This window comes from Streptomyces coryli, assembly GCF_011044975.1.
Lineage (GTDB): Bacteria > Actinomycetota > Actinomycetes > Streptomycetales > Streptomycetaceae > Streptomyces > Streptomyces coryli.
The window spans coordinates 1-26,489 of the sequence record NZ_JAAKZV010000102.1 but is presented as its reverse complement, the minus strand read 5'-3'; the positions used below and the strand labels follow the sequence as shown (position 1 = coordinate 26,489).

Here is a 26,489-nt window from a genome sequence, read left to right as displayed (position 1 = left end):
CACCCGCCCCGCGAGCTCCTTCACCCACCCCACGGCCTCGGCCCGCCGCTCGGCGGCCGGCACCAGCCCCAGGTGCCGCGACGGGACGGACAGGGAAGCAGTCCGCCGCAAGGCGCCCAGCACCTCAACTCCCGCCCCGTCCAACGCCTCCCGCAGCAGCTCCTCATGCCGGTCCGACCCGACCCGGTTCAGGATCACCCCCGCCACCCGCACTCCCGCGTCCCACGACGCGAAGCCATGCACCAGCGCCGCCACCGACCGCGACTGCGACGAGGCGTCCACGACCAGCACCACCGGCGCCCGCAGCAGCTTCGCGACATGCGCCGTCGACGCGAGCTCGCTCGCGCCCGCGCCGTCGTACAGGCCCATCACGCCCTCGACGACGGCCACATCCGCGCCCGCCGCCCCGTGCAGGAACAGCGGTGCGACGAGCTCCTCGCCGCACAGATACGGGTCGAGGTTCCGGCCAGGACGTCCCGTCGCCAGCGCGTGATAGCCGGGGTCGATGTAGTCGGGGCCCACCTTGTGCGGCGACACGGCCAGGCCCGACTCGGCGAACGCCGCCATCAGGCCCGTGGCCACGGTCGTCTTGCCGCTGCCGGAGGCCGGGGCGGCGATGACGAGACGAGGGGGCGAGGTCACCATTCGATGCCCCGCTGGCCCTTCTGACCGGTGTCCATCGGGTGCTTGACCTTGCCCATCTCCGTCACCAGGTCGGCCGCGTCGAGCAGCGCCGGCGGCGCGTTGCGGCCGGTGATCACCACATGCTGCGTCCCGGGACGCTTCGCGAGCACGTCGATCACCTCGTCCGTGTCCACCCAGCCCCAGTGCATCGGGTACGCGAACTCGTCCAGCACGTACAGCTGATACGTCTCCGCGGCCAGGTCGCGCTTGACCTGCTCCCAGCCCTCGCGGGCCTTCTCCTCGTTCGACAGCTCGCCGTCCTTCGGATCCCGCTGGATCCACGACCAGCCCTCGCCCATCTTGTGCCAGTCCACGCTGCCGCCCTCGCCGGACGCGCCGAGCACGCGCAGCGCCCGCTCCTCGCCGACCTTCCACTTCGCGGACTTCACGAACTGGAACACCCCGATCGGCCACCCCTGATTCCAGGCCCGCAGCGCGAGCCCGAAGGCGGCCGTCGACTTGCCCTTTCCGGTGCCGGTGTGGACCACCAGCAGCGGACGGTTGCGGCGCTGCCGCGTCGTGAGGCCGTCGTCGGGGACGACGGCGGGTTGACCCTGCGGCATTACGCGGCCCTCCGCACGTCTCGTACCAGCCCGGACACCGCGTCCGCGCGCAACTCGTCCGGCGCGATCGCCTCCGCGCCCAGCGCCCCCGCCAGCTCTGCGGCCAGACCGAGCCGTACCGGGCCCGACTCGCAGTCGAGGACTACCGAGGCGACGCCGTCCGCGGCCAGCAGGCGCGCCGAACGGGTGGCCCGTACGACGGGCTCCGGGCCGCCGGTCGCCCGGCCGTCGGTGACGACGACCAGCAGTGCGCGGCGGGCGGGGTCGCGCAGGCGCTCGATCCGCAGCACGTCGCGGGCCTTGAGCAGGCCCGCGGCGAGGGGGGTGCGGCCGCCGGTGGGGAGGCGTTCCAGGCGCGCCGCCGCCGTGTCCACGGAGGACGTGGGCGGGAGGGCCAGGTCCGCTTCCGCGCCGCGGAAGGTGATCAGGCCGACCTTGTCGCGGCGCTGATACGCGTCGAGGAGCAGCGACAGCACGGCGCCCTTCACCGCGCTCATGCGCTGCCGCGCGGCCATGGAGCCGGAGGCGTCGACCGCGAAGAGGACGAGATTGGACTCGCGGCCTTCGCGGACCGCTTCGCGGAGGTCGTCGCGGCGGAGGCGCAGACCGCTGCCGCGGCGGCCGCGAGCGTGCTGGTGGGGGGCCGCGGCTTGGAGGGTGGCTGCTAGGTGGAGCTTGCCGAGCGTGCCTTGGGGCCTGCGGGCCCCGGTGGTGCGGCCGTCGGTGGTACGGGCCCTTGAACGACGGCCGGCCGCGCCCTCGCCCGTGCCGGGGACCTCGAGGCGCTTGGTTCGGTAGGGGTCCGTCGGGGTGGCGGGGGACTTGGTCTCGGGGCCGGTCGCATCGCCGTCCTGCGGTTCGCCTCTCTGTGGGACGGGAGCCGCCCCTCGGGCGGCCCGATCGCCCGCAGGCTCGGCGGATTGGTCTGCCGCAGGCTCGGCGGATTGGTCTGCCGCAGGCTCAGCGGACTGGTCTGGCGCAGGCTCGGCGGCCTGATCTGCCGCAGGCTCGGCGGAGTCGTCGGACGCCGCACCAGGCGAGCCCCCGTCGGGACCGCCGTCGTCCGGTTGCCCTCCGCCCCCCGGCCCACCGTCCGGATCCGGGTCCTCATCCTCCCCGGCATGCTGCCGCAGTGTCTCGTCCAGCTTCTGCTCGTCCAACCCCGGGGCGTCAAAGGGGTTCCGCCGCCGCCGATGCGGCAGCGCCAGCAGTGCCGCCTGCCGCACGTCCTCCGCCACCACGTCCCTCCGCCCCGACCACGCCGCCAGCGCCGTCGCCGTACGGGCCATGACGATGTCCGCCCGCATGCCGTCCACCTCGAAGGCCGCACACGTAGCCGCGATCTGCCGCAGCGCCGCGTCGCCGAGCGACACCTGCGGCAGCAGGGCGCGAGCCGCCGCGATCCGCTCCCGTACTGCCGTCTCCTCCGCAGCCCAGCGCGCCGCGAAGCCCGCCGGGTCCGCGTCGTAGGCGAGGCGCCGCCGTACGACCTCCACCCGCTCGTCCGGCTCGCGCGAGGCCGCGACCTCGACCGTCAGGCCGAAGCGGTCCAGGAGCTGGGGGCGGAGTTCGCCCTCTTCCGGGTTCATCGTGCCGACCAGGAGGAAACGGGCCGCGTGCCGGACCGAGACGCCTTCCCGCTCGACGTAGTTGGCGCCCATCGCGGCGGCGTCGAGCAGCAGGTCGACCAGGTGGTCGTGGAGCAGGTTGACCTCGTCGACGTACAGCACGCCGCGATGCGCGTCCGCGAGCAGGCCCGGCTCGAAGGCCTTCACGCCCTCCGACAGCGCGCGTTCGATGTCGAGCGCGCCCGTCAGCCGGTCCTCCGTCGCGCCCACCGGCAGCTCCGCCATCCGCGTGGCGCGCGACTCGCCGAGGCCGCCGGCCTCGTGCGGCCCGTCCGGGCAGCCCGCGTCCGGCGCCGCCGGGTCGCAGGCGAACCGGCAGCCGGGCACCACGGCCACCTCCGGCAGCAGCGCCGTCAGGGCCCGTACCGCGGTGGACTTCGCCGTGCCCTTCTCGCCGCGGACGAGGACGCCGCCGACCGCCGGGGACACCGCGTTCAACAGCAGCCCGAGGCGCAGCTCCGCCATGCCGACAATGGCGGTGAAGGGGTAGGGGGTTGTCGTGCTCACAGCGCAGCCTCGCTTCGCTCGGCGGGCTGTGACCACAGCTCGCACCTCTTGTTGGTTCGTTCGCTGCGCTCTCTCACTGCTCCTCCAGGTCGCCCTCGAGCTCCAGGTACGTCTCGCGCAGCCGCGCCAGCGTCGTATCGTCCGGCTCGGACCACAGGCCGCGGTCCGCCGCCTCCAGCAGGCGCTCGGTCATGCCGCGCAGGGCCCACGGGTTCGACTTCTTCATGAAGTCCTGGTTCGTCTCGTCGAAGACGTACTCGGCCGCGAGCTTCTCGTACATCCAGTCGTCGACCACGCCGGCCGTCGCGTCGTAGCCGAAGAGGTAGTCGACGGTCGCCGCCATCTCGAAGGCGCCCTTGTAGCCGTGCCGGCGCATCGCCGCCATCCAGCGCGGGTTGACCACCCGGGCGCGGAAGACGCGGTGCGTCTCCTCGCCCAGCGTGCGCGTCTTCACCTGCTCAGGTACGGCCGAATCGCCCACGTACGCCTCCGGGTTGTCCCCGGTGAGGTGGCGGACCATCGCCACCATGCCGCCGTGGTACTGGAAGTAGTCGTCGGCGTCCGCGATGTCGTGCTCGCGCGTGTCCACGTTCTTCGCCGCCACCTGGATGCGGCGGAAGGCCGCCTCCATGTCGCCGCGCGCCGGGCGGCCTTCGAGCCCGCGCCCGTACGCGTAGCCGCCCCACACGGCGTACACCTCCGCCAGGTCGGCGTCGGAGCGCCAGTTGCGGGCGTCGATGAGCGGCAGCAGGCCCGCCCCGTACGCGCCCGGCTTCGAGCCGAAGATGCGGGACGTGGCGCGGCGGCGGTCGCCGTGCGCGGCCTCGTCCTCATCCGCGTGCGCGCGGACGTAGTTGGTCTCGGGCGGCTCGTCCAGCTCCGCCACGGCCCGTACGGCGTCGTCGATCAGGCCGACCACATGCGGGAACGCGTCCCGGAAGAAGCCGGAGATGCGGACGGTGACGTCGATCCGGGGCCGGCCGAGCTCGTCGGCCGGCACGATCGCGAAGCCCGTCACGCGCCGCGACGCCTCGTCCCACACCGGGCGGCAGCCCAGCAGCGCGAGGATCTCGGCGATGTCGTCGCCCTGCGTGCGCATGCAGGAGGTGCCCCAGACCGTGAGGCCGACGGACTTCGGATACGCGCCGTTGTCGGCGAGGTGCCGGGCCAGCAGCGAGTCGGCGAGCGCGCTGCCGACGTCCCAGGAGAGCTGGGAGGGGATCGCCTTGGGGTCGACGGAGTAGAAGTTGCGCCCGGTCGGGAGGACGTTGACCAGCCCGCGCGTCGGCGACCCGGAGGGGCCCGCGGGGATGTAGCCGCCGTCGAGGGCGTGCAGGATGTTGGTGACCTCGTCGGTCGTACGGGCGAGCCGCGGCACGACCTCAGTGCACGCGAATTCCAGCACGCGGACTGCCTCCGGCAGGGGCTCGCCGAGGACGGCCTGCACGACCGGCGCGGCGGAGGCCGCGTCCCAGCCCCGCGCCTCCATCGCTTCGGCGAGGCGGCGCGCCGCGGTCTCCAGCAGATCGATGGCATCCGAGGCGGTACGGGCGGCGGGCTGCCGCTCGGCACCGGCCGCGTCGCCGTCCGCCGGTCCGGCTGCGCCCGCCTGTTCCGCCCCGGCGGAACGCACGCCCACAGCCTTGAGCCCCGCCGGGACGGCGACCTTCGCGCCCGGCTCGGAGAGCAACTCCGCCTCGTTCAGGCCGAAGTGCTCCGCCAGCGCCGCCCGCAGCCCGGGCAAGGCACCGCCGACCCCGCCCCACATCTGCGCGGACCGCAGCACCGCCAGCGCCAGATTCACCCGCGGCTCACCCTCAGGACCCGCGCCCAGCACATGCAGCCCGTCCCGGATCTGCACATCCTTGATCTCGCACAGCCACCCGTCGATGTGCATGACGAACTCGTCGAACGCATCGTCGTCCGGCTGCTCGTCCACATGCAGGTCGTGATGTAGCTCGGCCGCCCGTACGAGCGTCCAGATCTGGCTGCGCACCGCCGGCGCCTTCGCCGGGTCCAGGTCCGACACGAGCGCGTACTCGTCCAGCAGCTGCTCCAGCTTCGCCAGATCCCCGTACGAGTCCGCCCGCGCCATCGGCGGCACCAGGTGGTCCACCACCGTGGCGTGCCCGCGCCGCTTGGCCTGCGTGCCCTCGCCCGGGTCGTTGACGATGAAGGGGTACACCAGCGGCAGATCGCCGAGCACCGCGTCCGGCGCGCACTCGGCCGACAGGCCCAGGCCCTTGCCGGGCAGCCACTCCATCGTGCCGTGCTTGCCCATGTGCACGATCGCGTCGGCGCCGAAGGAGTTCTCCAGCCACCGATACGCCGCCAGGTAGTGGTGCGACGGCGGCATGTCGGGGTCGTGGTAGATGGCGATCGGGTTCTCGCCGAAGCCGCGCGGCGGCTGGATCATCACGATGACATTCCCGAACCGCAGCGCCGCCAGCACGATGTCGTCACCGTCGACGTACAGCGAACCCGGCGGCTCGCCCCAGTGTTCGCGAATGCCGTCCCGCAGCGACGGCTCGAGCCCCGCGAACCACTTCTCGTACTCCGCCAGCGGCACCCGCGCGGGCGCCGCCGCCAACTGCTCCTCGGTCAGCCACTCCACGTCGTGCCCGCCGGCGGCGATGAGCTCATGGATGAGGTCGTCGCCGTTGTCCGGGTAATCGCTCACCTGGTACCCGGCCGCCCGCAGCGCGTCCAGCACCCGCACCGCCGAGGCCGGGGTGTCGAGCCCGACCGCGTTCCCGACCCGGGAGTGCTTCGTCGGATACGCGGTGAAGACCAGCCCCACCCGCTTATCGGCGTTCGGCTTCTGCCGCAGCCGCGCGTGCCGTACGGCGATCCCCGCCACCCGCGCCGCGCGCCCGGCGTCGGCGACGTACACCGGAACGCCGTCAGGACCCTCCTCCTTGAAGGAGAACGGCACGGTGACGATCCGCCCGTCGAACTCCGGAATCGCCACCTGCATCGCCGCATCCATCGGCGACAGCGCGGCATCGGACGCCTCCCACGCGGCCCGCGAGGAGGTGAGACACAGCCCCTGCAGCACGGGCACGTCGAGCTCGGCGAGCGCACCCACATCCCACGTCTCGTCGTCCCCGCCGGCCGAGGCATCGCTCGCCCGCGTCCCGCCGGAGGCGAGCACGGTGGCGACGAGCGTGTCCGCCTGCCCGAGCAGCTCGTACAGCCCCGGCTCCGCACCGCGCAGCGAACCGCAGTACACGGGAAGGGCGTTGGCCCCGGCCGCCTCGACGGCATCGCACAGCACGTCGACAAAGCCGGTGTTCCCGGAGAGCTCGTGCGCGCGGTAGAACAGCACCCCGACGGTCGGCCGCCCCTCGATCCGCCCGTACGACCCGTGCACCCCGTACTGCGGCATCGACCGCGGCCCGGCGAAGCCGTGCCCGGTGAGCAGCACGGTGTCGGACAGAAAGCGCGTCAGCTCGGCAAGATTCTCCGGCCCGCCCTCGACGAGGTACTTGAGCGCCTCGGCGACGACCCCCGCGGGAACGGTGGACTCGGCCATCAGCTCGGCATCGGGCACGGATTCCCCGCCGAGAAGGACGGCAGGGATACGGCTCGCCCTGACAGCAGCAATGCCGTCCTCCCAGGCCCGCTTGCCGCCCAGCAGCCGGACGACCACGAGGTCGGCGCCGTCGAGGAGCCCAGGGAGCTCGGTCGCCGCGTCGACCCGCGCGGGGTTGGCGATCCGGTAGTCGGCGCCCGAGGCGCGGGCGGCGAGGAGGTCGGTGTCTGCCGTCGACAGCAGCAGGACGGTGCTCATGGTGCTCCCGGTGCGATAAAGGGCAGCCCCGCAGGCGCTCCCCGCTCGATCAGGCGCAGTAGCGCCTTTGTGTCCGCGTGCTGTTCGATCAGGTCGCCCAGGCGGTCCAGTTGGTCCTCCCGGAGCGCTCCGAAGCTGGTGTCCGGGGCCGGTACGAACGCCCGGCCCGCGTCCGCCGCCACCCGTCGCAGGAACGCCCGGCGGAAGCCGTCGCTCTCCAGGGAGCCGTGCCAGTGGGTGCCCCATACGGAGCCGACCCGGCAGCCGTCCAGGAAGGGCTCGCCGCCCCGCACATCCGCGACTCCGTGATGGATCTCGTAACCCTCGACGGCCTCGCCCAGCGCCTCGCCGACCGGCCGGGCGAGGGTCTTCTCGACGGCGAACCGCACCCGCACCGGCAGCAGCCCGAGCCCGTCCACCGCGCCCGCCCGCGACTCGACCTCATCCTCGATCCGCTCGGCCAGCACCTGGAAGCCGCCGCAGATGCCGAGCACGGGCCGGCCCTCGGCGGCCCGCCGCGCGATGGCCTGCGCGAGCCCCCGCTCCCGCAGCCACGCCAGCGCCCGCACGGTGCCCCGCGTCCCGGGCAGCACCACCAGATCGGCGTCGGCCAACTCCTCCGCCCGGTCGACGAATCGCACCACGACCCCTGGCTCGGCAGCCAGCGCATCGACATCCGTGAAGTTCGACATCAGCGGCACCGCCGCCACCGCGACCCGCAGCACATCCGCCCCGTGCGGCGGCGCGACGACGCTCTCCCGCACCGCCCCCCGCAGAGACACCCGCAGCCCGTCCTCCTCGTCGATCCCGAGCCCGTGCGCGTACGGCAGGACGCCCAGCGCAGGCCGCCCGGTCAGCGCCCGCAGCTGCTCGAGGCCCGGCTCGAGCAGCGACACATCTCCCCGGAACTTGTTCACGAGATACCCGGCCACCAGCGCCTGATCCTCCGCCGCCAGCAGCGCCGTCGTACCGAAGAAGGAGGCGAAGACACCGCCGCGGTCGATGTCGCCGACCACGACCACCGGCAGCCCGGCAGCCCGCGCCAGCCCCATGTTCACGATGTCGTTGTGCCGCAGATTGATCTCCGCCGGACTCCCGGCCCCCTCACAGATCACCGCGTCGTACGAGGCCCGCAGCTCCGCCAGCGCCTCGGTCACCACCGGCAGCAACGACGCCTGCCGCCCGCCCTCGTGATAGCCGCGCGCGCTCAACTCGCCCACCGGCCGCCCCATCACCACGACCTGGCTGCTCCGGTCGCTGCCCGGCTTCAGCAGCACCGGATTCATCAGCGCACTGGGCTCGACCCGCGCCGCCGCGGCCTGCATGGCCTGGGCCCGGCCGATCTCGGCGCCTTCCCGGGTGACATACGAGTTCAAGGACATGTTCTGCGCCTTGAAGGGCGCCACCTTCACGCCCTTACGGGCCAGCCACCGGCAGATGCCGGCGGTCACGACGCTCTTGCCGGCATCGGAGGTGGTGCCGGCGACGAGCAGGCCGTTCATCGGGGGACCTTTCGGTGGTGGAGCAACGTATGAGCGGCGACGGTGGCGACGAGAGCCAGATGGCAGACCCGACGCGAGAGCGCGACGGCCCGGCCGATGTCGCAGACATCCACCGCCCGCCCGCCGTGATTGAGCACGGGCCGCGCCTCCGCCCGCCCGCCGTACGCCAGCGGCCCACCGAGCCGCACGCCCAGCGCGCCCGCGAACGCGGCTTCCACCGGACCGGCGTTGGGACTCGGGTGTGCCCCGCCGTCCCGCCGCCAGGCGCGGCGGGCGCCGCGCGGATCGGCCCCGGCGGCCACGGCCAGCAGCGCGGTGAGCCGCGATCCCGGCCACCCGACCACGTCATCGAGCCGGGCGGCGGCCCACCCGAACCGGGCGTACCGCGGCGACCGGTGACCGACCATGGCGTCGAGCGTGTTCACGGCCCGGAACCCGGCCAGCCCGGGAACACCGGCCACGGCGCCCCACACAAGAGCCCCCACGACAGCGTCCGAGGTGTTCTCGGCCACGGACTCCACCACCGCCCGCGCGATCTCCTGCGCGGAGAGCGCCTGCGGATCGCGGCCGCACAATCGCGGCAACAGCTCGCGGGCGCGGGCGATGTCGTCGGCGGCGAGGGCGTCCGCGATACGCAGCGCCTCCCGGCGAAGGGAGGCACCGCCCAGCACGGACCAGGTGACACCGGCCGCCAGCGCTGCCGGCGCGACGGCGCGCGGACGCGGCTGCCGGCGCCGAAGCTGACGCCCAGGGGCCGCGGCCTTGGCGGCAAGCCCGGTCGCACCCACCGCACCCCCCACGCACAGCGCAGCGTAAAGCGCTCCGGCATCGCGCCGATCCCGCCACAGCCGTCGCTCAACAGCGGCAGCCGCCCGGCCGAACACGGCCACCGGATGCCCCGGCCCCGCCGGGTCGCCGACCACCAGATCCACCACGTAACCGCCCACCGCGCCCACCGCGTATGGACTGACTCTCATTGGACGGCGGCCGCCCCAACCGCACCACGGCCGGCGTCTGCACGCCGCCCGCCCGGCGCCAGCAAGCGCTCCGCCAGCTCACCGAAGACCAGCCCGAAAGCGGTCCACAGCGTCACATGCACCGCCAGCGTCGCGACCCGGAACTCCCACAGCACATCGGCGGGGAAGTGCCCGGCGTCAATACCGGACCCCGGCATCAGCACGAAAGCGAGCCACAGCGCCAGCACAAACCCGACGCCACCCGCGACCGAGGCCCACCACCCCCCGATCCGCGGCGCCAGCGCCTTCCCGGCCAGCACCGCCGCGACGCACAGGATCACGGCCAGCACGACCAGCAGGAAGTACAGCGCCGTCCGCCGCCCGATCGTCTCGGGGTCGCCGACCGCCGGCGGGTTGGCCGGGTATTTCAGGAACGGCACCACGTACACGCACACCAGCGCCGCGCCGGAGATCAACGCGCTGACGGCGCGCGGGCCGAGGCGGCCCATCCGCCCCAGCCCGTAGCAGATCACCAGCGCGGCGATGCCGCCGATCGCGACGCCGTAGATGAGCACGCCCGTCGCGAGCCCCGCAGTCGCCTGCATGGTGCGGGTGACGAGTGCTTCTTCACCGTGCTCGTGCGCGCCGGCGTGGTGCTCCTCGAAAGCGATCGCGGCATCCACCGCGGGCTCGCCGAGGAAGTACGACACCAGCAGCGCGAAGCCGCCCGCCAGCAGGCCGGCGAGCATTCCGCGTACGAGCATGCCTCGTACAGCTATGGAGTTCATGAGCGCGAAGTTCCCCCGCCGGTCAGTGGCAGGGGAAGCCGAGGAGGTGCCGGCCGTCGTGCACCCATTCGTGCACGTTGGTACCGGAGAACACCGAGGTGGCGCCCTGTTCGGCGCCGACGAAATACAGCAGGACGAGCATCAGGATGCCGAAGAACGCCGCCCACGGGGCGAGCGTCTTGAGTGAGACTGGAGCGATCGCCTGCGGCTGCGCAGAAGCAGCCTCGGGCGCAAAGGACTGAGCCATGATGAAACCTCCCCGGGATTCACGCGTCCCGTTCGGTGGAGCACATGACGACGGAGCGGGTCTGACTCTCCGCCCCGCGGGGCGGTCTCACAGTGGCGCGGCCGTGCCGGAGTCTCACCGGGCTTCCAGTGCGCCGTCGTCGGGTCGCGATGACGATACCCTTCGGCGCCCGCACCGGCCAAGACGGCCTCTCGGCCAAAGTGGCTGTTTACGCAGGTGGGAGACGGCAAAGCGGCGGTCACACCGATACGGGTGATCTTGATCTCACCGGCTTTCCGCGGCCTCCGCCCGCCGCCAACACCCGCCCGCGCAGGGCTTCGTCGGCGAACGCCTCCCGCGCCGTGGTCAGCACCGCCGCCATCGCCACCCGCACCCGCAGCAACTCCGGGTCCTTCAGGGCGGCGGCGCTCAGCCCCTTCCCCATGAGCCAGGCCGGATCCGCGGTTTCGTACGGGCGGCCGTCGATGTCGGCGTCGAGCTCCGCCAGGCGGTGGCGGTCTTGCGTGCGCGTGGCCCAGTAGCGACCGCCGAGCCCCGCCTCGGTCGCCTCGTGGAAGCCGTACGCGAACTCCTCCGACCGCGGCCCCGCCACCCCGAACCCGCCCGCCGCGCCCGAGCGTGGGGTTGGTGCACGCCCAGGCATCGCCGATCGCCACCAGGCCGGCGGCCACCGGCCGGTTCGCGCAGTCCGCGCAGCCGCCGGTCGCGGGCGGAGGTGATCAGCACCAGCGCCCAGGTGGCCGAGTCACAGGGCAGCACCAGCGTCGACAGGCTGTCGTGCTGCTGCAGGTTCATGGCTTTGAGCTCCGGCAGCCCGTCGCCTTCGCGGGCCCGGAAGTGCCGCCCGTAATAGACGAATCCGCTGTCCTCCCGCTCCTCCGGCGGTGGCTCCGCGCCGATCGCGGCGAGCATCCCGGCGGTGGCGCCCCGCCGTGCGGCGGCGCCGGGTCCCGCTCCAGCACCGTCACCCGGTGCCCGTCGCGGGCGAGCAGCATCGCGGCGCTCAGCCCGGCCATTCCGGCACCGAGCACAAGTACGTCATTGATCTCGGGCATGTGGTAGCTCCCCCGTTGTCCCGAATGGGCGCCAGCTTGGGCCGCGGCCCGGTGCGGGGCAAGAGGTAGCGTCCCCGTTGTGACAGGAACGGGAACGGTGCGGCTGACCCTGCTCGCCCCGGCGGCCGGCGTGGAGTTGCGCGCCGCCGCCTTCGGCGCGGACGGGCCGCTGGACGAGGCGGGGCGACGCGCGCTCGCGGGCGTACGGGCGCCGGCGGCGCGCCGCGCGCTGACCGGGCCATCGCCGCGGTGCCGGGAGACGGCGGCCGGTCTGGGGCTTGCGGCCGCGGCCGACGACCGGCTGGCCGACTGGGACATGGGCCGGTGGCGGGGGCGGACGCTCGACGAGGTGAGCGCCGCCGAACCCGAGGCGGTCACGGCCTGGCTGGCCGACCCGGACGCGGCCCCGCACGGCGGGGAGTCGCTGCACGCCCTGCTCACCCGCGTCGGCGGCTGGCTCGACGGTGCCGACGGCCGGCCCGACGGCACGGACGGCGCCCACGGCGCCGGTGCGGAGGGCGGCCGGACGATCGCCGTCGCCGAAGTCGCGGTGATCCGGGCAGCGCTGGTGCACGCCCTCCAGCTCCCGCCCGAGGTCTTCTGGCGCCTGGACGTCCCACCGCTGACGGCGACGGAGCTCTCCGGCCGGGCAGGCCGCTGGAACCTGCGCTGCGGCCGGCCGCTCACCGCGTAGCCCCGAGGGCTACACCTCGCCGCGCGCCATCCGCAGCAGCCGGTCCAGCACCGCCCCGTCGCTCACCCGCAGCCCGTCGTGCTCCCACTCGTTCGTGACCCACACCCGCGTGCCCGGCACCGCGTCCGCCGTCGCCAGGGAGTCGGTCCGGTCGACGTACATGTCGTCGTGGTAGACCGCCGCGTACACCGGCACCCGGTTCGCCGCCAGCCGGTGCGGGTCGTAGAGGTCGGGCCAGTCCTTGCGCTCGGCGACGAGGTGGGCCGCCTGGCGCAAGGGGCGCAGGACCGGGTCCTGCTCGAAGTGCCAGGGGTAGAACATCTCGCCGGTGAAGAGGAACGGGTCGTCGGCGCCGCCCGGCCAGTCGAACTGCGGGTACTCCGCCCGCACCCGCTGCGCCGCCCACGCCGTGGGCTCGTTGCCGGCCGAGCGCTGGGCATAGATCGACTCCTGCAGCAGCGCGTACAGCGGATGCGCGGCGAGGGAGATACGGCGGGCGACCTCCGCGAGGAAGGCGTCGGAGAGCTCGTGGGTGCCCGGGATCCAGGCGCTCTCCAGCAGATAGTGCAGCTCGTGCGAGCCCGTCGCGGAGCCGAGCATCAGACCCAGCGACTGGAACGCCTCGACCGTCAGCCGCGCCCCGTTCGGCAGTGCCACGTCCTGCTCGCGCAGGTGGGCGGCGATGCGGCGGGCGGCGGCCTCGTCGTCCGGGTAGCGGGCGTAGTGGGCCTCGTTCTTCGCCTCGACCCGCGGATACGCCGCCCGGTACACATGCTCCGCCGTGGACCGCAGCCCCGGCAGCCCGCCGGTGACGAAGGCCTCGCGGACGTGCTGCGGCGCGTACGACAGATAGGTCATGACGCAGAAGCCGCCGAAGCTCTGCCCGAGCACCGACCAGCTGCCGCTCGGCCCGGCCACCCGCTTCCGCAGCGCCTCGGCATCCCGCACGATCGTGTCCGCCCGGAAGTGCGACAGATACTCCGCCTGTACCTCCGGCGTGCCGCGCTGCGGCAGCGTCTGCCTGTTCAGCGGGGTGGAGCGGCCGGTGCCGCGCTGATCGAGCAGCAGCACCCGGTAATCCTTCAGCGCCCGCCGCAGCCACCCCGACGCCCCCGCCGGCCGCTGCGCCGCCACGCCGGGCCCGCCCTGCAGGAACAGCAGCCACGGCAGCTCGTCCCGCTCCCGCCCGGCGGCGACGGCCTCCCGCGCGTAGAGCTGGATCCGCTCGCCCGCGGGCGCGTCGTAGTCAAGCGGGACGTCGAAGGTGTGGTCGCGGAGGACCAGGCCGGGCTGCCGGATCACGGTCGCTGACATGCCTTCACCGTAGCCGCGGCCGCTTCGGGCGGCATGATGCGGACCATGGATCAGCCTTCGCTTACGTCCGTCCAGGTGCCCGTCACGATCCGCGACCTGCGCCGTGCCGACCTCCCGGCGTGCGGCTGGTCGGGTTCCGCGCTGCATGTGAAGCACATCGGCCATGCCCTCGACCGGGCCGCGGCGGGCGAGGCCGACTACCTCGCGCTGTGCCCGCCGTCCGGCCTCCCGATCGCCGTCGGCGGCGTGGACTTCGCGCCGCGCGCGGACGCGGGCACCCTGTGGCAGCTGTCCGTGCACCCGGCGCTGCGGTCCTGCGGCCTCGGCACCCTCCTGGTCCAGGCCCTGGAGGACCGGGCCCGCGCCCGGGGCCGCGGCTGGGCGGTGCTCGGCGTCGAGGACACGAATCCGCGGGCGCGGGCGCTCTACGAGCGGCTGGGCTACGAGCCGTACGGGAGCGAGCCCGCGGCGTGGGACCAGGAGGAGGCGGACGGCTCGGTGCGGCGGTACGAGACGGTGTGCACGCTGCTGCGGAAGCCGCTGAGCTGAGGCGGAGGGAATATCCGTTTCCGCGCCGCGGTTGCCGCAGCCATGCGCGTAGAAATCTGGAGCGATATCGCCTGCCCCTGGTGCTATATCGGAAAAGCCCGCTTCGAGAAGGGCCTGGCCGCCTTCGCCGGCCGGGACGGCGTCGAGGTGGTGCACCGGTCCTTCGAGCTCGACCCGAAGGCCGAGCCGATCGGGGATGAGCTGGTGACCGACATGCTCGCCCGGAAGTACGGGGTCAGCCTCGAGCAGGCCGCCGGTATGGAGGAGCGGGTCGCGGAGAACGCCCGGTCGGAAGGGCTCGGCTATCGCACCGGCCGCCGCGGCGGCAGCACCTTCGACATGCACCGGCTGCTGCACCTCGCCAAGGCGAACGGGCGGCACGCCGAGCTGCTGGACGCGTTCTACGCGGCGAACTTCGCCGACGCCGAGAACCTCGGCGACCCGGACACCCTGGCCCGTATCGCCGCCGACGCAGGCCTCGACGCCGCCGAGGCGCGCAAGGTGCTCGACGACCCGGCCGCCTACGCCGACGACGTCCGCGCCGACGAGCGCGAGGCGGCGGAGCTCGGCATCAGCGCGGTGCCGTTCTTCGTGATCGACCGGAAGTACGGCGTCTCCGGCGGCCAGCCCGCCGAGGTCTTCACGCAGGCGCTGCGGCAGGCCGCCGCCGAGTCGTCGCCGCTGCAGGTCGTCGCCGACGACGGGGACGCCTGCGCGGACGGGGCCTGCGAGGTGCCCAAGTAGCGCAGGACCGTAAAGTGCATCCGCATGGATGCCCTGATCAGCGCTGAGTTCGCTCCCAAGGTCACGCACCTCGACACCGCCGCCACCGGCCTGCTCCCGGCCCGGGCCGCCGCCGCCCTCCGCGAGGGCATCGACGCGCTCACCGGGGATCGGCCGCTCGGGTCCTCCCAGCACGAGGCCGTCGCCGCCGCGCGGCGCGGCTTCGCGCGGATCGAGGGCGTGCCCGAGGAGTGGGTGTCGGTGGGGAGTTCGGTGTCGATCCATGTCGGGATCGTCGCCGAGGCACTGCCCGCCGGCGCCGAAGTGCTGCTCGCCGACGGCGACTTCAGCTCGCTGGTCACGCCATTCTCGATACGGCCCGACCTGCGCGTGCGCAGCGTCCCCGCGGACCGGATCGCCGACGAGGTGCGTCCCGGTACGGACCTGGTGGCGGTCAGCTCCGTGCAGTTCGACACCGGCCGGCTCGCCGACCTCGGTGCGATCCGGGAGGCGGCCCGTACGCACGGTGCCCGCACCCTCATCGACACCACCCAGGGCGTCGGCTGGCGGCCGCCGGTCGCGAGCGGCTTCGACGTCACCGTGTGCGGCGCGTACAAGTGGCTGATGCACCCGCGCGGCGGCTCGTATCTCACCGCCTCCGACGCGGCCCGCGAGTGGCTGCGGCCGCTCTTCCCGAGCTGGATGGCCGCCGCCGACCCGATGGGGAGCGTCGCCGGGGGAGTGAGCGAGCTGTCGGCCACCGCCCGCCGCTACGACCAGAGCCCGCCGTTCCTGCCGTACATCGCCGGGCAGCACGCCTTCGCGCTCATCGAGGAGCTCGGCGGCCCGGAGCGCGTCGGCGCCCACAACACCGCCCTCGCGGACCGCTTCCGCGCCGGCCTCGTAGACCTCGGATACGAGCCCGCCCCCGCGCCCGGCTCCGCGATCGTCGGCCTCCCCGGCCGCGCCGACCTGGTGCCGTACCTGAGCGAGGCCGGGATCGTGGCCTCCGCCCGCGGCGGCCTGCGGATCGCCTTCCACCTCTACAACACCGAAGCGGACGCCGACCGCACCCTCGAGGTGCTGGCCGACGCCCGCTCGGACTAGGCGCTCAGGAGCGTCACTTCACCGGCGTGAAGTCCCGCGCCCCGATGAACTCGGGGCGCCGGATCGGCGCCGCGAACGGCTCCACCGCGGTGTTCTCCACGCTGTTGAACACGATGAAGACATTGCTCCGCGGGTACGGCGTGATGTTGTCGCCGGAGCCGTGCATCGCGTTGCAGTCGAACCAGGTCGCCGAGCCCGGCGCGCCGGTGAAGAGCTTGATGCCGTGCGCATCCGCCATCTTCATCAGCGCCTCGTCGGACGGCGTGCCCGCGTCCTGCATCTGCAGCGACTTCTTGTAGTTGTCCCTCGGAGTTTCCCCCGCACACCCGAGGAATGTTTTGTGCGACCCCGGCATGATCATGAGGCCGCCGTTGGTCTCGTAGTTCTCGGTGAGCGCGATCGAGACCGAGACGGTGCGCATGTTCGGCAGCCCGTCCTCCGCGTGCCAGGTCTCGAAGTCCGAGTGCCAGTAGAAACCGGTGGCGCCGAAGCCGGGCTTGACGTTGATCCGGGACTGGTGGACGTAGACGTCGGAGCCCAGGATCTGCCGGGCCCGCTCCAGCACTCGCTCGTCGCGGACCAGGGCCGCGAACACCTCACTGATCTTGTGCACCTCGAAGACGGTGCGCACATCCTGGCTGTGCTTCTCGACGATCGAGCGCTCGTCAGCGCGGATCGCCGGGTCGCGGACTAGTCGGTCGAGTTCGCCCTTGTACAGGTCGACCTCGTCCGGGGTGATGAGCTGGTCCATCGCCATGAAGCCGTTGCGCTCGTACGCCTCCAGCTCCCACGGGTGGATCGGTCCCTCCGCGTCGGGCCCGGACCAGACGACCGGGTCCTGGCGGGGGGTGTTCACCTCGGTTGCGCCACGTGTCGGATAGAGATCTGTCACGGTGGCCGTGGGCATGGTGGTTCAGTCCTCCTCGGTCAGCAGCGGGTATACGCCGTTCTCGTCGTGGTCCTCGCGCCCTGTGACCGGCGGGTTGAAGACGCACAGGCAGCGGAAGTCTTCCTTGATCCGCATCGTGTGCTTCTCGTGCCCGTTGAGCAGATACATCACGCCGGGCGTGATGGTGTGCTTCTCTCCGGTCTCGTCGTTGGTGAGCTCTGCCTCGCCCTCGATGCAGACGACGGCCTCGATGTGGTTGGCGTACCACATAGAGGTCTCGGTACCCGCATAAAGGGTCGTCTCGTGCAGGGAGAAGCCGACCTTCTCCTTCGCGAGAACGAGTCGCTTGCTCTCCCAGGTTCCGGACGCGGCCTTGACGTGCCGGTCCGTACCCTCGATGTCCTTGAACGATCGGACGATCACGGTGACTTGTGCCTTTCTCTTTGTATATGGCAACACGCCGCACGTGAAGCGCGGCGTGCGCCCTTCCGGGGGCCGGTTTCCGCCGCTGTCCTGCGGAACCGGCCCCGAAAGTCTTCTGTTTACCGGCGGTCAGGCCGTCTCGCGGATGGCCCTGGCCAGCGTCCGCAGGCCCTCGTCGAGCTCGTCGGGCGTGGTGGTCAGCGCCGGCAGGAGCTTGACGACCTCGCTCTCGGGGCCCGAGGTCTCGATGATGAGACCGAGGTCGAAGGCGCGGCGGGCGATCTTGTTGGCGCGGGACTTGTCCTCGAACTCGATGCCCCAGGCCATGCCCCGGCCGCGGTAGCTGGCACCGGAGTGCTCGGCGCAGATGGTGCGCAGCGCGGCCTCGATCTGGTTGCCGCGCTCGATGGTCTGCTTCTCCATCTGCCCGTCGGCCCAGTACGTGTCCAGGGTCGCGGTCGCGGTCACGAAGGCGGGGTTGTTGCCGCGGAACGTGCCGTTGTGCTCGCCCGGCTCCCAGACGTCCAGCTCCGGCTTGAAGAGCGTCAGCGACATCGGCAGGCCGTAGCCGCTGATGGACTTCGACAGGGTGACGATGTCCGGCGTGATGCCCGCCTCCTCGAAGGAGAAGAACCCGCCGGTGCGGCCGCAGCCCATCTGGATGTCGTCGACGATCAGCAGCATGTCCCAGCGCTTGCAGACGTCGGCGAGCTTGCGCAGCCACTCGGCGCTGGCGACGTTGATGCCGCCCTCGCCCTGGATGGTCTCGACGATGACGGCCGCCGGCTGGTTGAGGCCGGAGCCGGAGTCCTCCAGCAGCCGCTCGAACCAGATGAAGTCCGGGGTCTGCCCGTCGAGGTAGTTGTCGAACGGCATCGGGGTGCCGTGCACCAGCGGGATGCCGGCGCCCGCGCGCTTGAAGGCGTTGCCGGTGACGGCCAGGGAGCCGAGCGACATGCCGTGGAAGGCGTTGGTGAAGGAGACGACGGACTCGCGGCCCTTGACCTTCCGGGCCAGCTTCAGCGCGGCCTCGACGGCGTTGGTGCCCGTCGGGCCGGGGAACATGACCTTGTACGGCAGGTCACGCGGCCGCAGGATCACGTCCTGGAAGGTCTCCAGGAAGGCCCGCTTGGCGGTGGTGCCCATGTCGAGGCCGTGGGTGATGCCGTCGCGCTCGATGTAGTCGATCAGCGCGCGTTTCAGCACCGGGTTGTTGTGGCCGTAGTTCAGGGAACCGGCGCCGGCGAAGAAGTCGAGGTAGGTGTGGCCGTCCTCGTCGTACAGATAGCTGCCCTGAGCCCGGTCGAAGACCGTGGGCCAGCCGCGGCAGTAGCTGCGCACCTCCGACTCCAGGGTCTCGAAGACGCTCAGGTCGGGCTGGGTGATGGTCACGGCGAATCGCTCCTGTTTCACAGAAGAGGGTGAAGTGGGGGGTTGGCTTCGGATGGCTTGTCGGTTGGTCAGTCCGTCAGCGGGCCAATGGTGTAGAGCAGCTCCGGCTCGTGCTCGCCGCCCTCGGGGAAGACCTCCCCGGGGAAGAGCACCTCGCGGTCGACGCCGGCGCCGTGGCGGCGGGCGAAGGAGCGGAAGAGCCGGTCGGACGCGGTGTTGTCCGGCGTGATGGTGGTCTCAAGACGGGAGACGCCGTGCGCGGCGCGCACCTTGGCGTCCAGGCCGTCGAGCAGCTTGCCGGCGAGGCCGCGGCCCCGCTGGGAGGCGTCGACCGCCACCTGCCAGATCATGAGCGTGTCCGGGCGGTCGGGGCGTATGTAGCCGGTGACGAAGCCGACCGGCTCACCGCCCGCGCCGCGGGCCACGATGGAGGTTGCCGCGAAGTCACGACACCACAGCAGGTAGCTGTAGGAGGAGTTCAGATCCAGGGTCTTGGAGTCGCGGGCGATCCGCCAGATCGCGGCTCCGTCTTCCACCCGGGGCGTGTCGAGTGCCGGCTCCTCCGTGCTTTCCGAATTGTTCTTCGTCGGTCCTGCTAGGTCTGCTTGTGCGGCAGTCATGCGGATTAAATTTACCGAGGAGAAATGCAAAACGCACGTCTCGAAGGTCTTACGCTCATCGCCTGCTTGTGTTATGGCGCAGGCGACGATCTGTCCGTTCTGTCCGGGTATTACGGGACGAAACGGACGTCCTGTGGAGTGGGTCACACATTCTGAATTGGATGCAGAATCTTAGTGTTTAGGTCCGGGAAAACGGGGCAGAAGAAAAATGGCGGAATGCACCCTGAATTCCTTACTAAAATGCGCCGCCAATTCACTCCGCGTGACGATTGCGCGCCCCCACCCCGTCGGGCAAGGCCCCCCGCACCCTAGGCTGCCCCCATGAGCGATGGCGCGGTGCTGCACGTACGGGGCCGGGTGCTGACCGGCCCGGGGGACGACGACGTACGCGACGAGCTGTGGGTGCTGGACGGCCGGATCACCTTCAGCCGCCCGACCGGCGACCACGACGTCACCGAGATCGAGGGCTGGGCGCTGCCCGGCCTGGTCGACGTCCACTGCCACGTCGGGCTCGACGCGCACGGCGCCGTGGACGAGGCCACCAGCGAGAAGCAGGCGCTGACCGAACGCGACATCGGCGCCCTGCTGCTGCGCGACGCCGGCTCGCCCGCCGACACCCGCTGGATCGACGACCGCGAGGACCTGCCGCGGATCATCCGCGCGGGCCGGCACATCGCCCGTACCAAGCGCTATATCCGCAACTACGCGCACGAGATCGAGCCGGCCGACCTGGTGGCGTACGTCAGGCAGGAGGCGCGCCGCGGCGACGGCTGGGTGAAGCTGGTCGGCGACTGGCTGGACCGCAACACCGGTGACCTGTCCGCCTGCTGGCCCTCCGGCGCGGTCCAGGACGCCATCGCCGAGGCGCACCGGCACGGCGCCCGGGTGACCGCGCACTGCTTCGCCGAGGAGTCCCTCGCCCCGCTGGTGGAGGCGGGCATCGACTGCGTCGAGCATGCGACAGGCCTCACCGACGACTTGATCCCGCTCTTCACCGAGCGCGGCGTCGCCATCGTCCCGACGCTGGTCAACATCGCCACCTTCCCGGCGATCGCGGCTGGCGGGGAGGCCAAGTTCCCGCGCTGGGCGGACCACATGCGGCGGCTGCACGAGCGCCGGTACGAGACCGTGCGGTCGGCGTACGAGGCCGGGATCCCCGTATACGCGGGCACCGACGCCGGCGGCGGCCTGGCACACGGCCTGGTGGCACAGGAAGTTGCCGAACTGGTGGCCGCCGGACTCCCGGCGCGAGCGGCGCTCAACGCCGCCTCGTGGGGCGCACGAGAGTGGCTCGGGCGTCCGGGAATTGACGAGGGAGTCTCCGCGGACCTCGTCGTCTACGAGGCGGATCCCCGGGATGACGTGCGAGTTCTGGGAGCACCGAGGCGAATTGTGCTGCGCGGGAAGGTAGTTGGCTGAAGGGTCCAAAACCACCCGATGGGGTGAATGGACTCTGAGTTGTCACGGCGTCACCCTAAGTGCGTAAACATGGCGGGGTCATTGACCAGCTGACGTTCGAGAGGTCCCGCCTTGAACAGCACCGCCGTCGCCCTTACGGCCCGTCGCACCCTCACCACCCTCGCCGCCACCGCGCTCATCGGCGCCTCGGCCCCTGTCCTTGCCCACGCGGCGAACGGCGACGGCACTTCGGACTCGGGCGACGGCCGCGCCGCCGCCGCGGTGCTCCGCAGCCAGCTCGACGTATCCCTGCTGAACAAGACGGTCAACGTCCCGCTGCGCGCCACGCTCAACGAGGTGCAGGCGCCCAAAGTCGCCGAGAAGACCGCGCTGACCCTCAGCCTGGACGGCGTCGACAAGGGCCAGCCCTTCCGGATGCTCGGCGCCGACGTGGCCACCGCGAAGGCGTCCGCCGACAAGCACAAGGCGGAGGCGATGTCCCGCCTCGCGCACGCCAAGGTGCATGTGCCCGGGCTGCCGGCGCTGTCGCTGATCGAGGTCGGGGCGGTCACGTCCACGGCGGTGTGCGCCGCGGGCGAGAAGCCGGTGGCGGACTCCAAGCTGGTCGGCCCGGTGCGCATCCTCGGCAAGAAGCTCAACGTCACGGCGGGCGGCGCGCCCGCCAAGGTGACGGTGCCCGGCGTCGGCGAGGTCTCACTCGGCTTCTCCCAGACCCACACGACCGACCGGGACGCCACGGCGGCGGCGCTGAAGCTGAAGGTGTCGGTCAACCCGCTGAAGCTCAACGTGGCCGAGGTGGAGGGCGAGGTCGCCCTGGTCGAGGCGAGCTGCACGGCACCCTCGGCGCCGAAGTCGCACAAGGGCAAGACCCTGCCGGCTCCGGTGGAGAAGAAGGACGTCAAAGCGCAGGGCGCCGCGGCACCGGCCAAGTCGGGCGAGAACCTCGCGGAGACCGGCGGCGACAGCAGCACCCCGTATCTGATCGGCGGCGCGGCCATCCTCGTCGGCGCGGGCCTCGGCTCCCTGGCGCTGGCCCGGAAGCGGGCGGGGCGCTGAGCGTCTTCGCTGCCCGCAGAGTGCTGCCCCCGGTCCCCGCGCGGGACCGGGGGCAGCGCCCTGATTACTGCCTAGGCGACGATCAGGTAAATCCCGTACGCCACCGCTGCGGCACACGCCGCGAAACACACCGTCGCCCCCGCGCGGGCGGCGCCCGTCGGTGCGACCGACTCGCCGTCGCCCTCTCCCGCCGGCGCCGTCCGGCGCGCCGTGCCGACGATGCCGAGCGTGAAGACGCCCACGATGCCCACGGTGACGACGAGGCTGACGCCGAAGACCTCGCCCAGTGCGGCCCACTCGATGCTCATGTTCGGTAATCCTTTCGCGCCGGTTCAGCCGGCGATCAGGCCGTGGCCCGGCTGGTGGCCGACGTGCCGGACGGCGCCGCGGCGGGCGCCGGGATGGTGACCGGGTCGACCGCCGCGTCGGCGTCGCCCTCGACCTCGTTGACGTTGGTGTGGTCCACCGCGTTACGGCGCGAGGCCGCCCAGATCGCGGCGCAGGCGGCGATGCCGAGCACGGCCACCACGACGACGCCCCAGTCGCCCTGCCCGGCGAGGAACGCCGCGGCGCCCGCGACCAGACCGGCGGCCGGCAGCGTCAGGCCCCAGGCGGCGACCATCCGGGAGGCCGTCGACCAGTGCACGACGCCGCCCTTCTTGCCGACGCCCGCGCCCATGATCGAGCCGGAGCAGACCTGCGTCGTGGAGAGCGCGAAGCCCAGGTGCGAGGAGGCGAGGATGACCGTCGCCGAGCTGGTCTGCGCGGCGAAGCCCTGCGGGGGCTTGATGTCGGTGAGGCCCTTGCCCATGGTGCGGATGATCCGCCAGCCGCCCAGGTACGTACCCAGCGCGATGGCGACCGCGGCCGAGACGATGACCCACATGGGCGGGTCCGAGTTGGGCGCGACCACGCCGCCGGTGATCAGCGCCAGGGTGATCACACCCATGGTCTTCTGCGCGTCGTTGGTGCCGTGGGCGAGCGAGACGAGGGCGCCGGAGGCGATCTGCCCGGCGCGGTAGCCCTTGGCGGTGTCCTCGGAGCGGCGGTTCTTGCCCAGCCGGTACGTGAGCCGGGTCGCCGCCGCGGCCGCGATGCCCGCCACCAGCGGGGCGGCGATGGCCGGGATGAGGACCTTCATGACGATCGCGTCCGCGTGGATGCCGCTCCAGCCGACCGACACCAGCGTGGCGCCGATCAGGCCGCCGAAGAGCGCGTGCGAGGAGCTGGAGGGGAGCCCGGCGAGCCAGGTGAGCAGATTCCAGACGATGGCGCCGACGAGCCCCGCGAAGATCACTTCGGGCTTGATGCCGGACCCTTCGTCGATGATGCCGCCGGAGATGGTCTTGGCGACTTCCACCGAGAGGAAGGCACCGACGAGGTTGAGAACCGCGGACATCGCCACCGCTGTCTTGGGCTTGAGAGCCCCGGTGGAGATCGTGGTGGCCATCGCGTTGGCCGTGTCGTGGAACCCGTTCGTGAAGTCGAACACCAGAGCCGTAACGATCACGACTCCGATGAGGAGAGTGAGGTGTTCCATGTACCCAGCAATCCACTCGAACGTAAGGGGGCGAGTGGAACGTAGGAAGCCAGGGTGAACGGAAGATGAACTAGGCCGGTCCGCGTGATGACACCGTCGGACTAATAAGGGCCGGAGGTCCTCAAGTGCGCCTCCGGAGGGCCTCGAGTGAAGCTCTGTGACATGAATCTACCGTGAAGTGAAAGAGGGATCGCGTTGCGCGAAGCATGGCTGGAGCTGGCGGCGACGGCACGACGGATGACGGCAGACGGCCTGGTCGTGGGCACATCGGGCAATGTCTCGGCCCGGTTCGGCGACGATCGGGTGCTGGTCACGCCGAGCGGCGTGCCGTACGAGGAGCTGGACCAGGTCGACCCGGTCGCGGTGAACCTGGAAGGACACCAGGTGAACGGGAAGCTCAAGCCGACGAGCGAGCTCCCGTTGCACCTCTCCATCTATGCGAGCACGCCCGCGCGCGCCGTGGTGCACACGCACGCGGTCCACGCGACCGCCGTCTCGACGTTGGTGGATGAACTCCCGCCGATCCACTACATGACCGCGGCGCTGGGCGGGGTGGTGCGGGTGGCGCCGTACGCGCTCTACGGAACGGAGGAGCTGGCGCAGGGGATGCGGGCGGCGCTGAAGGACCGGAGCGGGTGCCTGCTCCGTAACCACGGGACGATTGTGTACGGCGACACCCTGGCGGCGGCGTACGACAGGACGGCGCAGTTGGAGTGGATGTGCCAGGTCTGGCTGACGGCCAGGTCGGCGGGGGCGGGGGAGCCGTCGCTGCTGTCGGAGGCGCAGCTGGCGGAGGTGGGGGAGAAGCTGAAGGGGTACGGGCAGCGCTGAGCTCGGGCCCCCTCACAGGAGGGGCGTGAGGAACCGCCGCAGCGTTTCTTCGTACGCCGCCGGGTCCACATTCCACAGCGCCGCGTGCCGCCCGTCGGCGACCGGGTGCAGCGTCGCCAGGTCGGGCGAGCTCGCCGCCAGCGCCTGCGAACCGGCCCAGGGCGCGACGGTGTCGTCGGGCCCGTGGATGACGAGCGTCGGCACGGCCGGGAGGACGGGCTGCGGCGGCTCGTCGTACGCGTCGAGCCCGGTCCGCTCCTGGGCCGACAGCTCGGCCAGCCGGACCAGCGGCCGCGGCAGCCCGCGCTCGGCGGCGAGGGTGCGCACGGCGGCCCGCCAGTCGAGTACGGGGGAGTCCAGCACCAGCCCGGACACGTGCTGCTTGAGCGCCGACCGCTCGGCGGTGAACAGCGCCATGGTGGCGCCGGTGGACCACCCGTAAAGGATCACGTGCCGCGCCCCCTGCGCCACGGCGTAGCGCACCGCCGCATCCAGGTCGCGCCACTCGTCGTGCCCGAAGCGGGCGACGGCGTCGGGCGCGCCCGGGTCACCGCGATAGCCGAGCGCGAGGACGGGGAGGCCGGTGCGGTGCAGGGCGGGGAGGACGTTGAGCACCTGCTCGCGGGTGGCACCGAGGCCGTGCGCCGTGATCACCCAGGTATTGCGCAGGGCGGGCACGAACCATGCGGGGAGGGTGCCGGCTTCGCTCGGGATCTCGACGTCGGAGTAGATGAGACCGAGGGTGCCGGGGGTGCCGGTGTGGAGCTGGGGGGTGAGCCGCACCCGGGTGCCGGGGCGGAGGCCGTCGGCGTGGTCGAGGTGGCGGATGGTGTGGGGGTTGCCGGTGCTGCCGATGGGAGGGCCGACCACGCCGCGGGCGCTGTCCGGGCCGACGAGGGCGTACGTGCCGGGGAGCTCGGCGGCGTCCGTGCCGGTGAGGGTGATGCGGTCGTCGGATACGTCCAGCACGGTGACGGCGGCGCCGTCGAACCCGGCGGGCCGGCTGCCGCCGAGGGCGGCGGTGGCACCGTAGCGACCTGCGGCGATGGCGACGCCGGCGGCTCCGAGGAGGGTCGCGCCGATGACTGCGGCTGCGCCGCCGATGCCATGGGAGCGGTGGTGGTGGGGCGGGTCCGGTGTCTCCCAGACGAGGCGGGGCCTGGCGGGGGCCAGGGTCTTACGGGAGCCGCGTCGTCGAGGTGGTGGCTGCGCATGCGCAGCGGCTCCGCCGCCGAGCCAGCCGGCTGCGGCGGCACCCAGGGCGGTGGCAGCGGCGACCGAAGCCGCACGTATAGGGCGCATCGCCCTCCATTGTCCGGGGCTTGGGCGGCTCCGGCCAGTGCAGGGGGCGGTCGTCGTAGTCGCGATAGCCAAGCCGTCCGCCAAGCCGTCCGCCAGGCGGTCCGCCCGATGACCGGCTTGACCGAGTCGGCCGGCTGGACCGGTCTACCCCCCACCCCCCGTATGCACCTCAAACGCCGCCCTCCGCACCGCCTTGGCCAACGCAGGATCCGGATGCGCCGCCGCCAAGGCGACAAGCACCTGCACCGTCCGCGGATGCCCCGCCTCCCGCACCTCGCGCAGCAGCTCCGGCACATTCCCCTGCACCGCCGAGTCCAGGTGGCTCACCAGCAGCGGTGCCTCCCCGTGATCCGCCACCGCCGCAGCCGTGTCCAGCCACAGCCACGTGGCCTCGCGCCGCGTCAGCGCCTCCGGGGCGGACTCCGGATCCGCGCCCTCCTGCTCCGCCAGCCACAGCACCGCATACGGCCGCAGCACCGCCTCGTCGCAGGCGGCCCGTACCGCCGACGCCGCCGGAGCCCCGACCACCCGCAGCGCCTCGAAGGCAAGGCCGCGGACCAGCGCATCGTCGCCCCGCGCCGCCTCCAGCAGCTCCGTCACCGCGCTGCCGGTAGGCCGGGCGGCCAGCCAGGCGCGGTACTCGGCCCGGGCCGGGCCGGGGGACAGGCCGGCGCAGCCGCGCAGCATCGCCGGTGCCGGCTGCTCGATGTTGCCGCCCGCAGGGCTCTGCGCGGCGACGCAGATCTGCTCGAGCTTCGTCCACACCGCCCAGTGACCCAGCGGGGTGAGCGCCGCTTCACGGCGATCCGCGTCCAGGGTGAGCGCCCCGACGGCGGCCAGCGCCGTCAGCGTCCAGTCCAGGAACTCGGGAAGCCGATCGCCCGCCCCCGCGGCCCCACCGCCCAGC

General features: G+C 72.4%; 25 protein-coding genes and 1 pseudogene. 7 read left to right on the top strand and 19 right to left on the bottom strand.

The window, feature by feature from the left end; all coding sequences use genetic code 11:
* From G5C51_RS22250 to G5C51_RS44320, 10 genes are all read right to left on the bottom strand, one after another.
* A partial coding sequence (locus tag G5C51_RS22250) for a cobyrinic acid a,c-diamide synthase CobB (protein ID WP_165239922.1) occupies positions 1-645 on the bottom strand: 645 nt, incomplete at its 3' end.
* A complete protein-coding gene (gene cobO / locus G5C51_RS22245; RefSeq protein ID WP_165239921.1) occupies positions 639-1,247 on the bottom strand; it encodes a cob(I)yrinic acid a,c-diamide adenosyltransferase in 609 nt (202 codons plus the stop codon). The genes G5C51_RS22250 and cobO, both read right to left, overlap by 7 nt.
* Positions 1,247-3,340, bottom strand: coding sequence for a putative cobaltochelatase (locus G5C51_RS22240; protein WP_206314188.1), 2,094 nt, complete (start codon positions 3,338-3,340; stop codon positions 1,247-1,249). Before G5C51_RS22240 ends, cobO begins: the two co-directional genes overlap by 1 nt.
* Positions 3,341-3,455: 115 nt before the next feature.
* The gene (gene cobN, locus G5C51_RS22235; RefSeq protein ID WP_165239919.1) at positions 3,456-7,175 is read right to left on the bottom strand and encodes a cobaltochelatase subunit CobN; all 3,720 of its coding nucleotides are present in this window, start codon (positions 7,173-7,175) and stop codon (positions 3,456-3,458) included.
* A complete protein-coding gene (locus G5C51_RS22230) occupies positions 7,172-8,677 on the bottom strand; it encodes a cobyric acid synthase (protein WP_165239918.1) in 1,506 nt (501 codons plus the stop codon). The genes cobN and G5C51_RS22230 overlap by 4 nt, the downstream gene beginning before the upstream one ends.
* On the bottom strand, positions 8,674-9,654 hold the full coding sequence (locus G5C51_RS22225; protein ID WP_165239917.1) for a cobalamin biosynthesis protein: 981 nt from the start codon (positions 9,652-9,654) through the stop codon (positions 8,674-8,676). Before G5C51_RS22225 ends, G5C51_RS22230 begins: the two co-directional genes overlap by 4 nt.
* Positions 9,651-10,421 (bottom strand): CbtA family protein, encoded by a 771-nt coding sequence (locus G5C51_RS22220; protein ID WP_165239916.1) that lies wholly within the window; start codon positions 10,419-10,421, stop codon positions 9,651-9,653. Before G5C51_RS22220 ends, G5C51_RS22225 begins: the two co-directional genes overlap by 4 nt.
* A 22-nt stretch (positions 10,422-10,443) precedes the next feature.
* Positions 10,444-10,668, bottom strand: coding sequence for a CbtB domain-containing protein (locus G5C51_RS22215; RefSeq protein ID WP_165239915.1), 225 nt, complete (start codon positions 10,666-10,668; stop codon positions 10,444-10,446).
* Between the two features lie 238 nt (positions 10,669-10,906).
* Positions 10,907-11,311 (bottom strand): hypothetical protein, encoded by a 405-nt coding sequence (locus G5C51_RS22210; RefSeq protein ID WP_165239914.1) that lies wholly within the window; start codon positions 11,309-11,311, stop codon positions 10,907-10,909.
* A 148-nt stretch (positions 11,312-11,459) separates the two neighbouring features.
* Positions 11,460-11,723, bottom strand: coding sequence for an FAD-dependent oxidoreductase (locus G5C51_RS44320; protein WP_165239913.1), 264 nt, complete (start codon positions 11,721-11,723; stop codon positions 11,460-11,462).
* Positions 11,724-11,802: 79 nt separating this feature from the next.
* Between G5C51_RS44320 and G5C51_RS22200 the strand changes: the two genes are divergently transcribed.
* The gene (locus G5C51_RS22200) at positions 11,803-12,417 is read left to right on the top strand and encodes a histidine phosphatase family protein (protein ID WP_338118255.1); all 615 of its coding nucleotides are present in this window, start codon (positions 11,803-11,805) and stop codon (positions 12,415-12,417) included.
* Between the two features lie 9 nt (positions 12,418-12,426).
* Here the strand turns inward: G5C51_RS22200 and G5C51_RS22195 are convergent, their stop codons facing one another.
* On the bottom strand, positions 12,427-13,731 hold the full coding sequence (locus G5C51_RS22195; protein ID WP_165239912.1) for an alpha/beta fold hydrolase: 1,305 nt from the start codon (positions 13,729-13,731) through the stop codon (positions 12,427-12,429).
* A gap of 45 nt (positions 13,732-13,776) precedes the next feature.
* Between G5C51_RS22195 and G5C51_RS22190 the strand changes: the two genes are divergently transcribed.
* Genes G5C51_RS22190 through G5C51_RS22180 form a run of 3 tightly spaced genes read left to right on the top strand, consistent with a single transcriptional unit; the run spans position 13,777 to position 16,110 of the window.
* The gene (locus G5C51_RS22190; RefSeq protein ID WP_240929848.1) at positions 13,777-14,280 is read left to right on the top strand and encodes a GNAT family N-acetyltransferase; all 504 of its coding nucleotides are present in this window, start codon (positions 13,777-13,779) and stop codon (positions 14,278-14,280) included.
* Positions 14,281-14,322: 42 nt separating this feature from the next.
* A complete protein-coding gene (locus G5C51_RS22185; RefSeq protein WP_165239910.1) occupies positions 14,323-15,024 on the top strand; it encodes a DsbA family oxidoreductase in 702 nt (233 codons plus the stop codon).
* Positions 15,025-15,048: 24 nt separating this feature from the next.
* Entirely contained in the window at positions 15,049-16,110 is a 1,062-nt protein-coding gene (locus G5C51_RS22180; RefSeq protein WP_165239909.1) for an aminotransferase class V-fold PLP-dependent enzyme, read from the top strand.
* Between the two features lie 13 nt (positions 16,111-16,123).
* Here G5C51_RS22180 and thpD read toward each other — a convergent pair whose 3' ends face one another.
* The 4 genes from thpD to ectA form a co-directional block, all read right to left on the bottom strand.
* Entirely contained in the window at positions 16,124-17,017 is an 894-nt protein-coding gene (thpD, locus tag G5C51_RS22175; protein WP_165239908.1) for an ectoine hydroxylase, read from the bottom strand.
* Between the two features lie 6 nt (positions 17,018-17,023).
* Positions 17,024-17,422: an ectoine synthase gene (locus tag G5C51_RS22170; RefSeq protein WP_165239907.1), complete on the bottom strand. Its 399-nt coding sequence runs from the start codon at positions 17,420-17,422 to the stop codon at positions 17,024-17,026.
* 129 nt (positions 17,423-17,551) lie between these two features.
* The gene (ectB, locus tag G5C51_RS22165; protein ID WP_165239906.1) at positions 17,552-18,814 is read right to left on the bottom strand and encodes a diaminobutyrate--2-oxoglutarate transaminase; all 1,263 of its coding nucleotides are present in this window, start codon (positions 18,812-18,814) and stop codon (positions 17,552-17,554) included.
* 68 nt (positions 18,815-18,882) lie between these two features.
* Entirely contained in the window at positions 18,883-19,434 is a 552-nt protein-coding gene (ectA, locus tag G5C51_RS22160) for a diaminobutyrate acetyltransferase (protein WP_165239905.1), read from the bottom strand.
* A gap of 321 nt (positions 19,435-19,755) precedes the next feature.
* Between ectA and G5C51_RS22155 the strand changes: the two genes are divergently transcribed.
* Both G5C51_RS22155 and G5C51_RS22150 read left to right on the top strand, forming a co-directional pair.
* On the top strand, positions 19,756-20,853 hold the full coding sequence (locus G5C51_RS22155; RefSeq protein ID WP_206314184.1) for an amidohydrolase family protein: 1,098 nt from the start codon (positions 19,756-19,758) through the stop codon (positions 20,851-20,853).
* Positions 20,854-20,964: 111 nt separating this feature from the next.
* Entirely contained in the window at positions 20,965-21,909 is a 945-nt protein-coding gene (locus G5C51_RS22150) for an SCO1860 family LAETG-anchored protein (protein WP_165239904.1), read from the top strand.
* Positions 21,910-21,980: 71 nt separating this feature from the next.
* Here the strand turns inward: G5C51_RS22150 and G5C51_RS22145 are convergent, their stop codons facing one another.
* Together G5C51_RS22145 and G5C51_RS22140 are read right to left on the bottom strand one after the other, a co-directional pair.
* The gene (locus G5C51_RS22145; protein WP_165239903.1) at positions 21,981-22,217 is read right to left on the bottom strand and encodes a hypothetical protein; all 237 of its coding nucleotides are present in this window, start codon (positions 22,215-22,217) and stop codon (positions 21,981-21,983) included.
* 35 nt (positions 22,218-22,252) lie between these two features.
* The gene (locus tag G5C51_RS22140; RefSeq protein WP_165239902.1) at positions 22,253-23,449 is read right to left on the bottom strand and encodes an inorganic phosphate transporter; all 1,197 of its coding nucleotides are present in this window, start codon (positions 23,447-23,449) and stop codon (positions 22,253-22,255) included.
* A gap of 189 nt (positions 23,450-23,638) precedes the next feature.
* Between G5C51_RS22140 and G5C51_RS22135 the strand changes: the two genes are divergently transcribed.
* The gene (locus G5C51_RS22135) at positions 23,639-24,280 is read left to right on the top strand and encodes a class II aldolase/adducin family protein (RefSeq protein ID WP_420824840.1); all 642 of its coding nucleotides are present in this window, start codon (positions 23,639-23,641) and stop codon (positions 24,278-24,280) included.
* Positions 24,281-24,292: 12 nt separating this feature from the next.
* On the opposite strand, the gene G5C51_RS22130 is transcribed toward G5C51_RS22135, so the two are convergent.
* Together G5C51_RS22130 and G5C51_RS22125 are read right to left on the bottom strand one after the other, a co-directional pair.
* Positions 24,293-25,582: an alpha/beta hydrolase gene (locus tag G5C51_RS22130; protein ID WP_165239900.1), complete on the bottom strand. Its 1,290-nt coding sequence runs from the start codon at positions 25,580-25,582 to the stop codon at positions 24,293-24,295.
* A gap of 144 nt (positions 25,583-25,726) precedes the next feature.
* Positions 25,727-26,489: pseudogene (locus G5C51_RS22125) on the bottom strand (hypothetical protein); the annotation flags it as partial.

What these genes read in the sequence shown, in the direction of transcription:
- G5C51_RS22215 (WP_165239915.1), bottom strand. Translation starts at nt 10,668, where the DNA reads ATGGCTCAGTCCTTTGCGCCCGAGGCTGCTTCTGCGCAGCCGCAGGCG.
- G5C51_RS22190 (WP_240929848.1), top strand. Translation starts at nt 13,777, where the DNA reads ATGGATCAGCCTTCGCTTACGTCCGTCCAGGTGCCCGTCACGATCCGC.
- G5C51_RS22220 (WP_165239916.1), bottom strand. Translation starts at nt 10,421, where the DNA reads ATGAACTCCATAGCTGTACGAGGCATGCTCGTACGCGGAATGCTCGCC.
- G5C51_RS22140 (WP_165239902.1), bottom strand. Translation starts at nt 23,449, where the DNA reads ATGGAACACCTCACTCTCCTCATCGGAGTCGTGATCGTTACGGCTCTG.
- thpD (WP_165239908.1), bottom strand. Translation starts at nt 17,017, where the DNA reads ATGCCCACGGCCACCGTGACAGATCTCTATCCGACACGTGGCGCAACC.
- G5C51_RS22230 (WP_165239918.1), bottom strand. Translation starts at nt 8,677, where the DNA reads ATGAACGGCCTGCTCGTCGCCGGCACCACCTCCGATGCCGGCAAGAGC.
- G5C51_RS22130 (WP_165239900.1), bottom strand. Translation starts at nt 25,582, where the DNA reads ATGCGCCCTATACGTGCGGCTTCGGTCGCCGCTGCCACCGCCCTGGGT.
- G5C51_RS22180 (WP_165239909.1), top strand. Translation starts at nt 15,049, where the DNA reads ATGGATGCCCTGATCAGCGCTGAGTTCGCTCCCAAGGTCACGCACCTC.
- G5C51_RS22210 (WP_165239914.1), bottom strand. Translation starts at nt 11,311, where the DNA reads ATGCCTGGGCGTGCACCAACCCCACGCTCGGGCGCGGCGGGCGGGTTC.
- G5C51_RS22240 (WP_206314188.1), bottom strand. Translation starts at nt 3,340, where the DNA reads ATGGCGGAGCTGCGCCTCGGGCTGCTGTTGAACGCGGTGTCCCCGGCG.
- ectA (WP_165239905.1), bottom strand. Translation starts at nt 19,434, where the DNA reads ATGACTGCCGCACAAGCAGACCTAGCAGGACCGACGAAGAACAATTCG.
- G5C51_RS44320 (WP_165239913.1), bottom strand. Translation starts at nt 11,723, where the DNA reads ATGCCCGAGATCAATGACGTACTTGTGCTCGGTGCCGGAATGGCCGGG.
- G5C51_RS22145 (WP_165239903.1), bottom strand. Translation starts at nt 22,217, where the DNA reads ATGAGCATCGAGTGGGCCGCACTGGGCGAGGTCTTCGGCGTCAGCCTC.
- G5C51_RS22225 (WP_165239917.1), bottom strand. Translation starts at nt 9,654, where the DNA reads ATGAGAGTCAGTCCATACGCGGTGGGCGCGGTGGGCGGTTACGTGGTG.
- G5C51_RS22155 (WP_206314184.1), top strand. Translation starts at nt 19,756, where the DNA reads ATGAGCGATGGCGCGGTGCTGCACGTACGGGGCCGGGTGCTGACCGGC.
- cobN (WP_165239919.1), bottom strand. Translation starts at nt 7,175, where the DNA reads ATGAGCACCGTCCTGCTGCTGTCGACGGCAGACACCGACCTCCTCGCC.
- G5C51_RS22195 (WP_165239912.1), bottom strand. Translation starts at nt 13,731, where the DNA reads ATGTCAGCGACCGTGATCCGGCAGCCCGGCCTGGTCCTCCGCGACCAC.
- cobO (WP_165239921.1), bottom strand. Translation starts at nt 1,247, where the DNA reads ATGCCGCAGGGTCAACCCGCCGTCGTCCCCGACGACGGCCTCACGACG.
- G5C51_RS22185 (WP_165239910.1), top strand. Translation starts at nt 14,323, where the DNA reads ATGCGCGTAGAAATCTGGAGCGATATCGCCTGCCCCTGGTGCTATATC.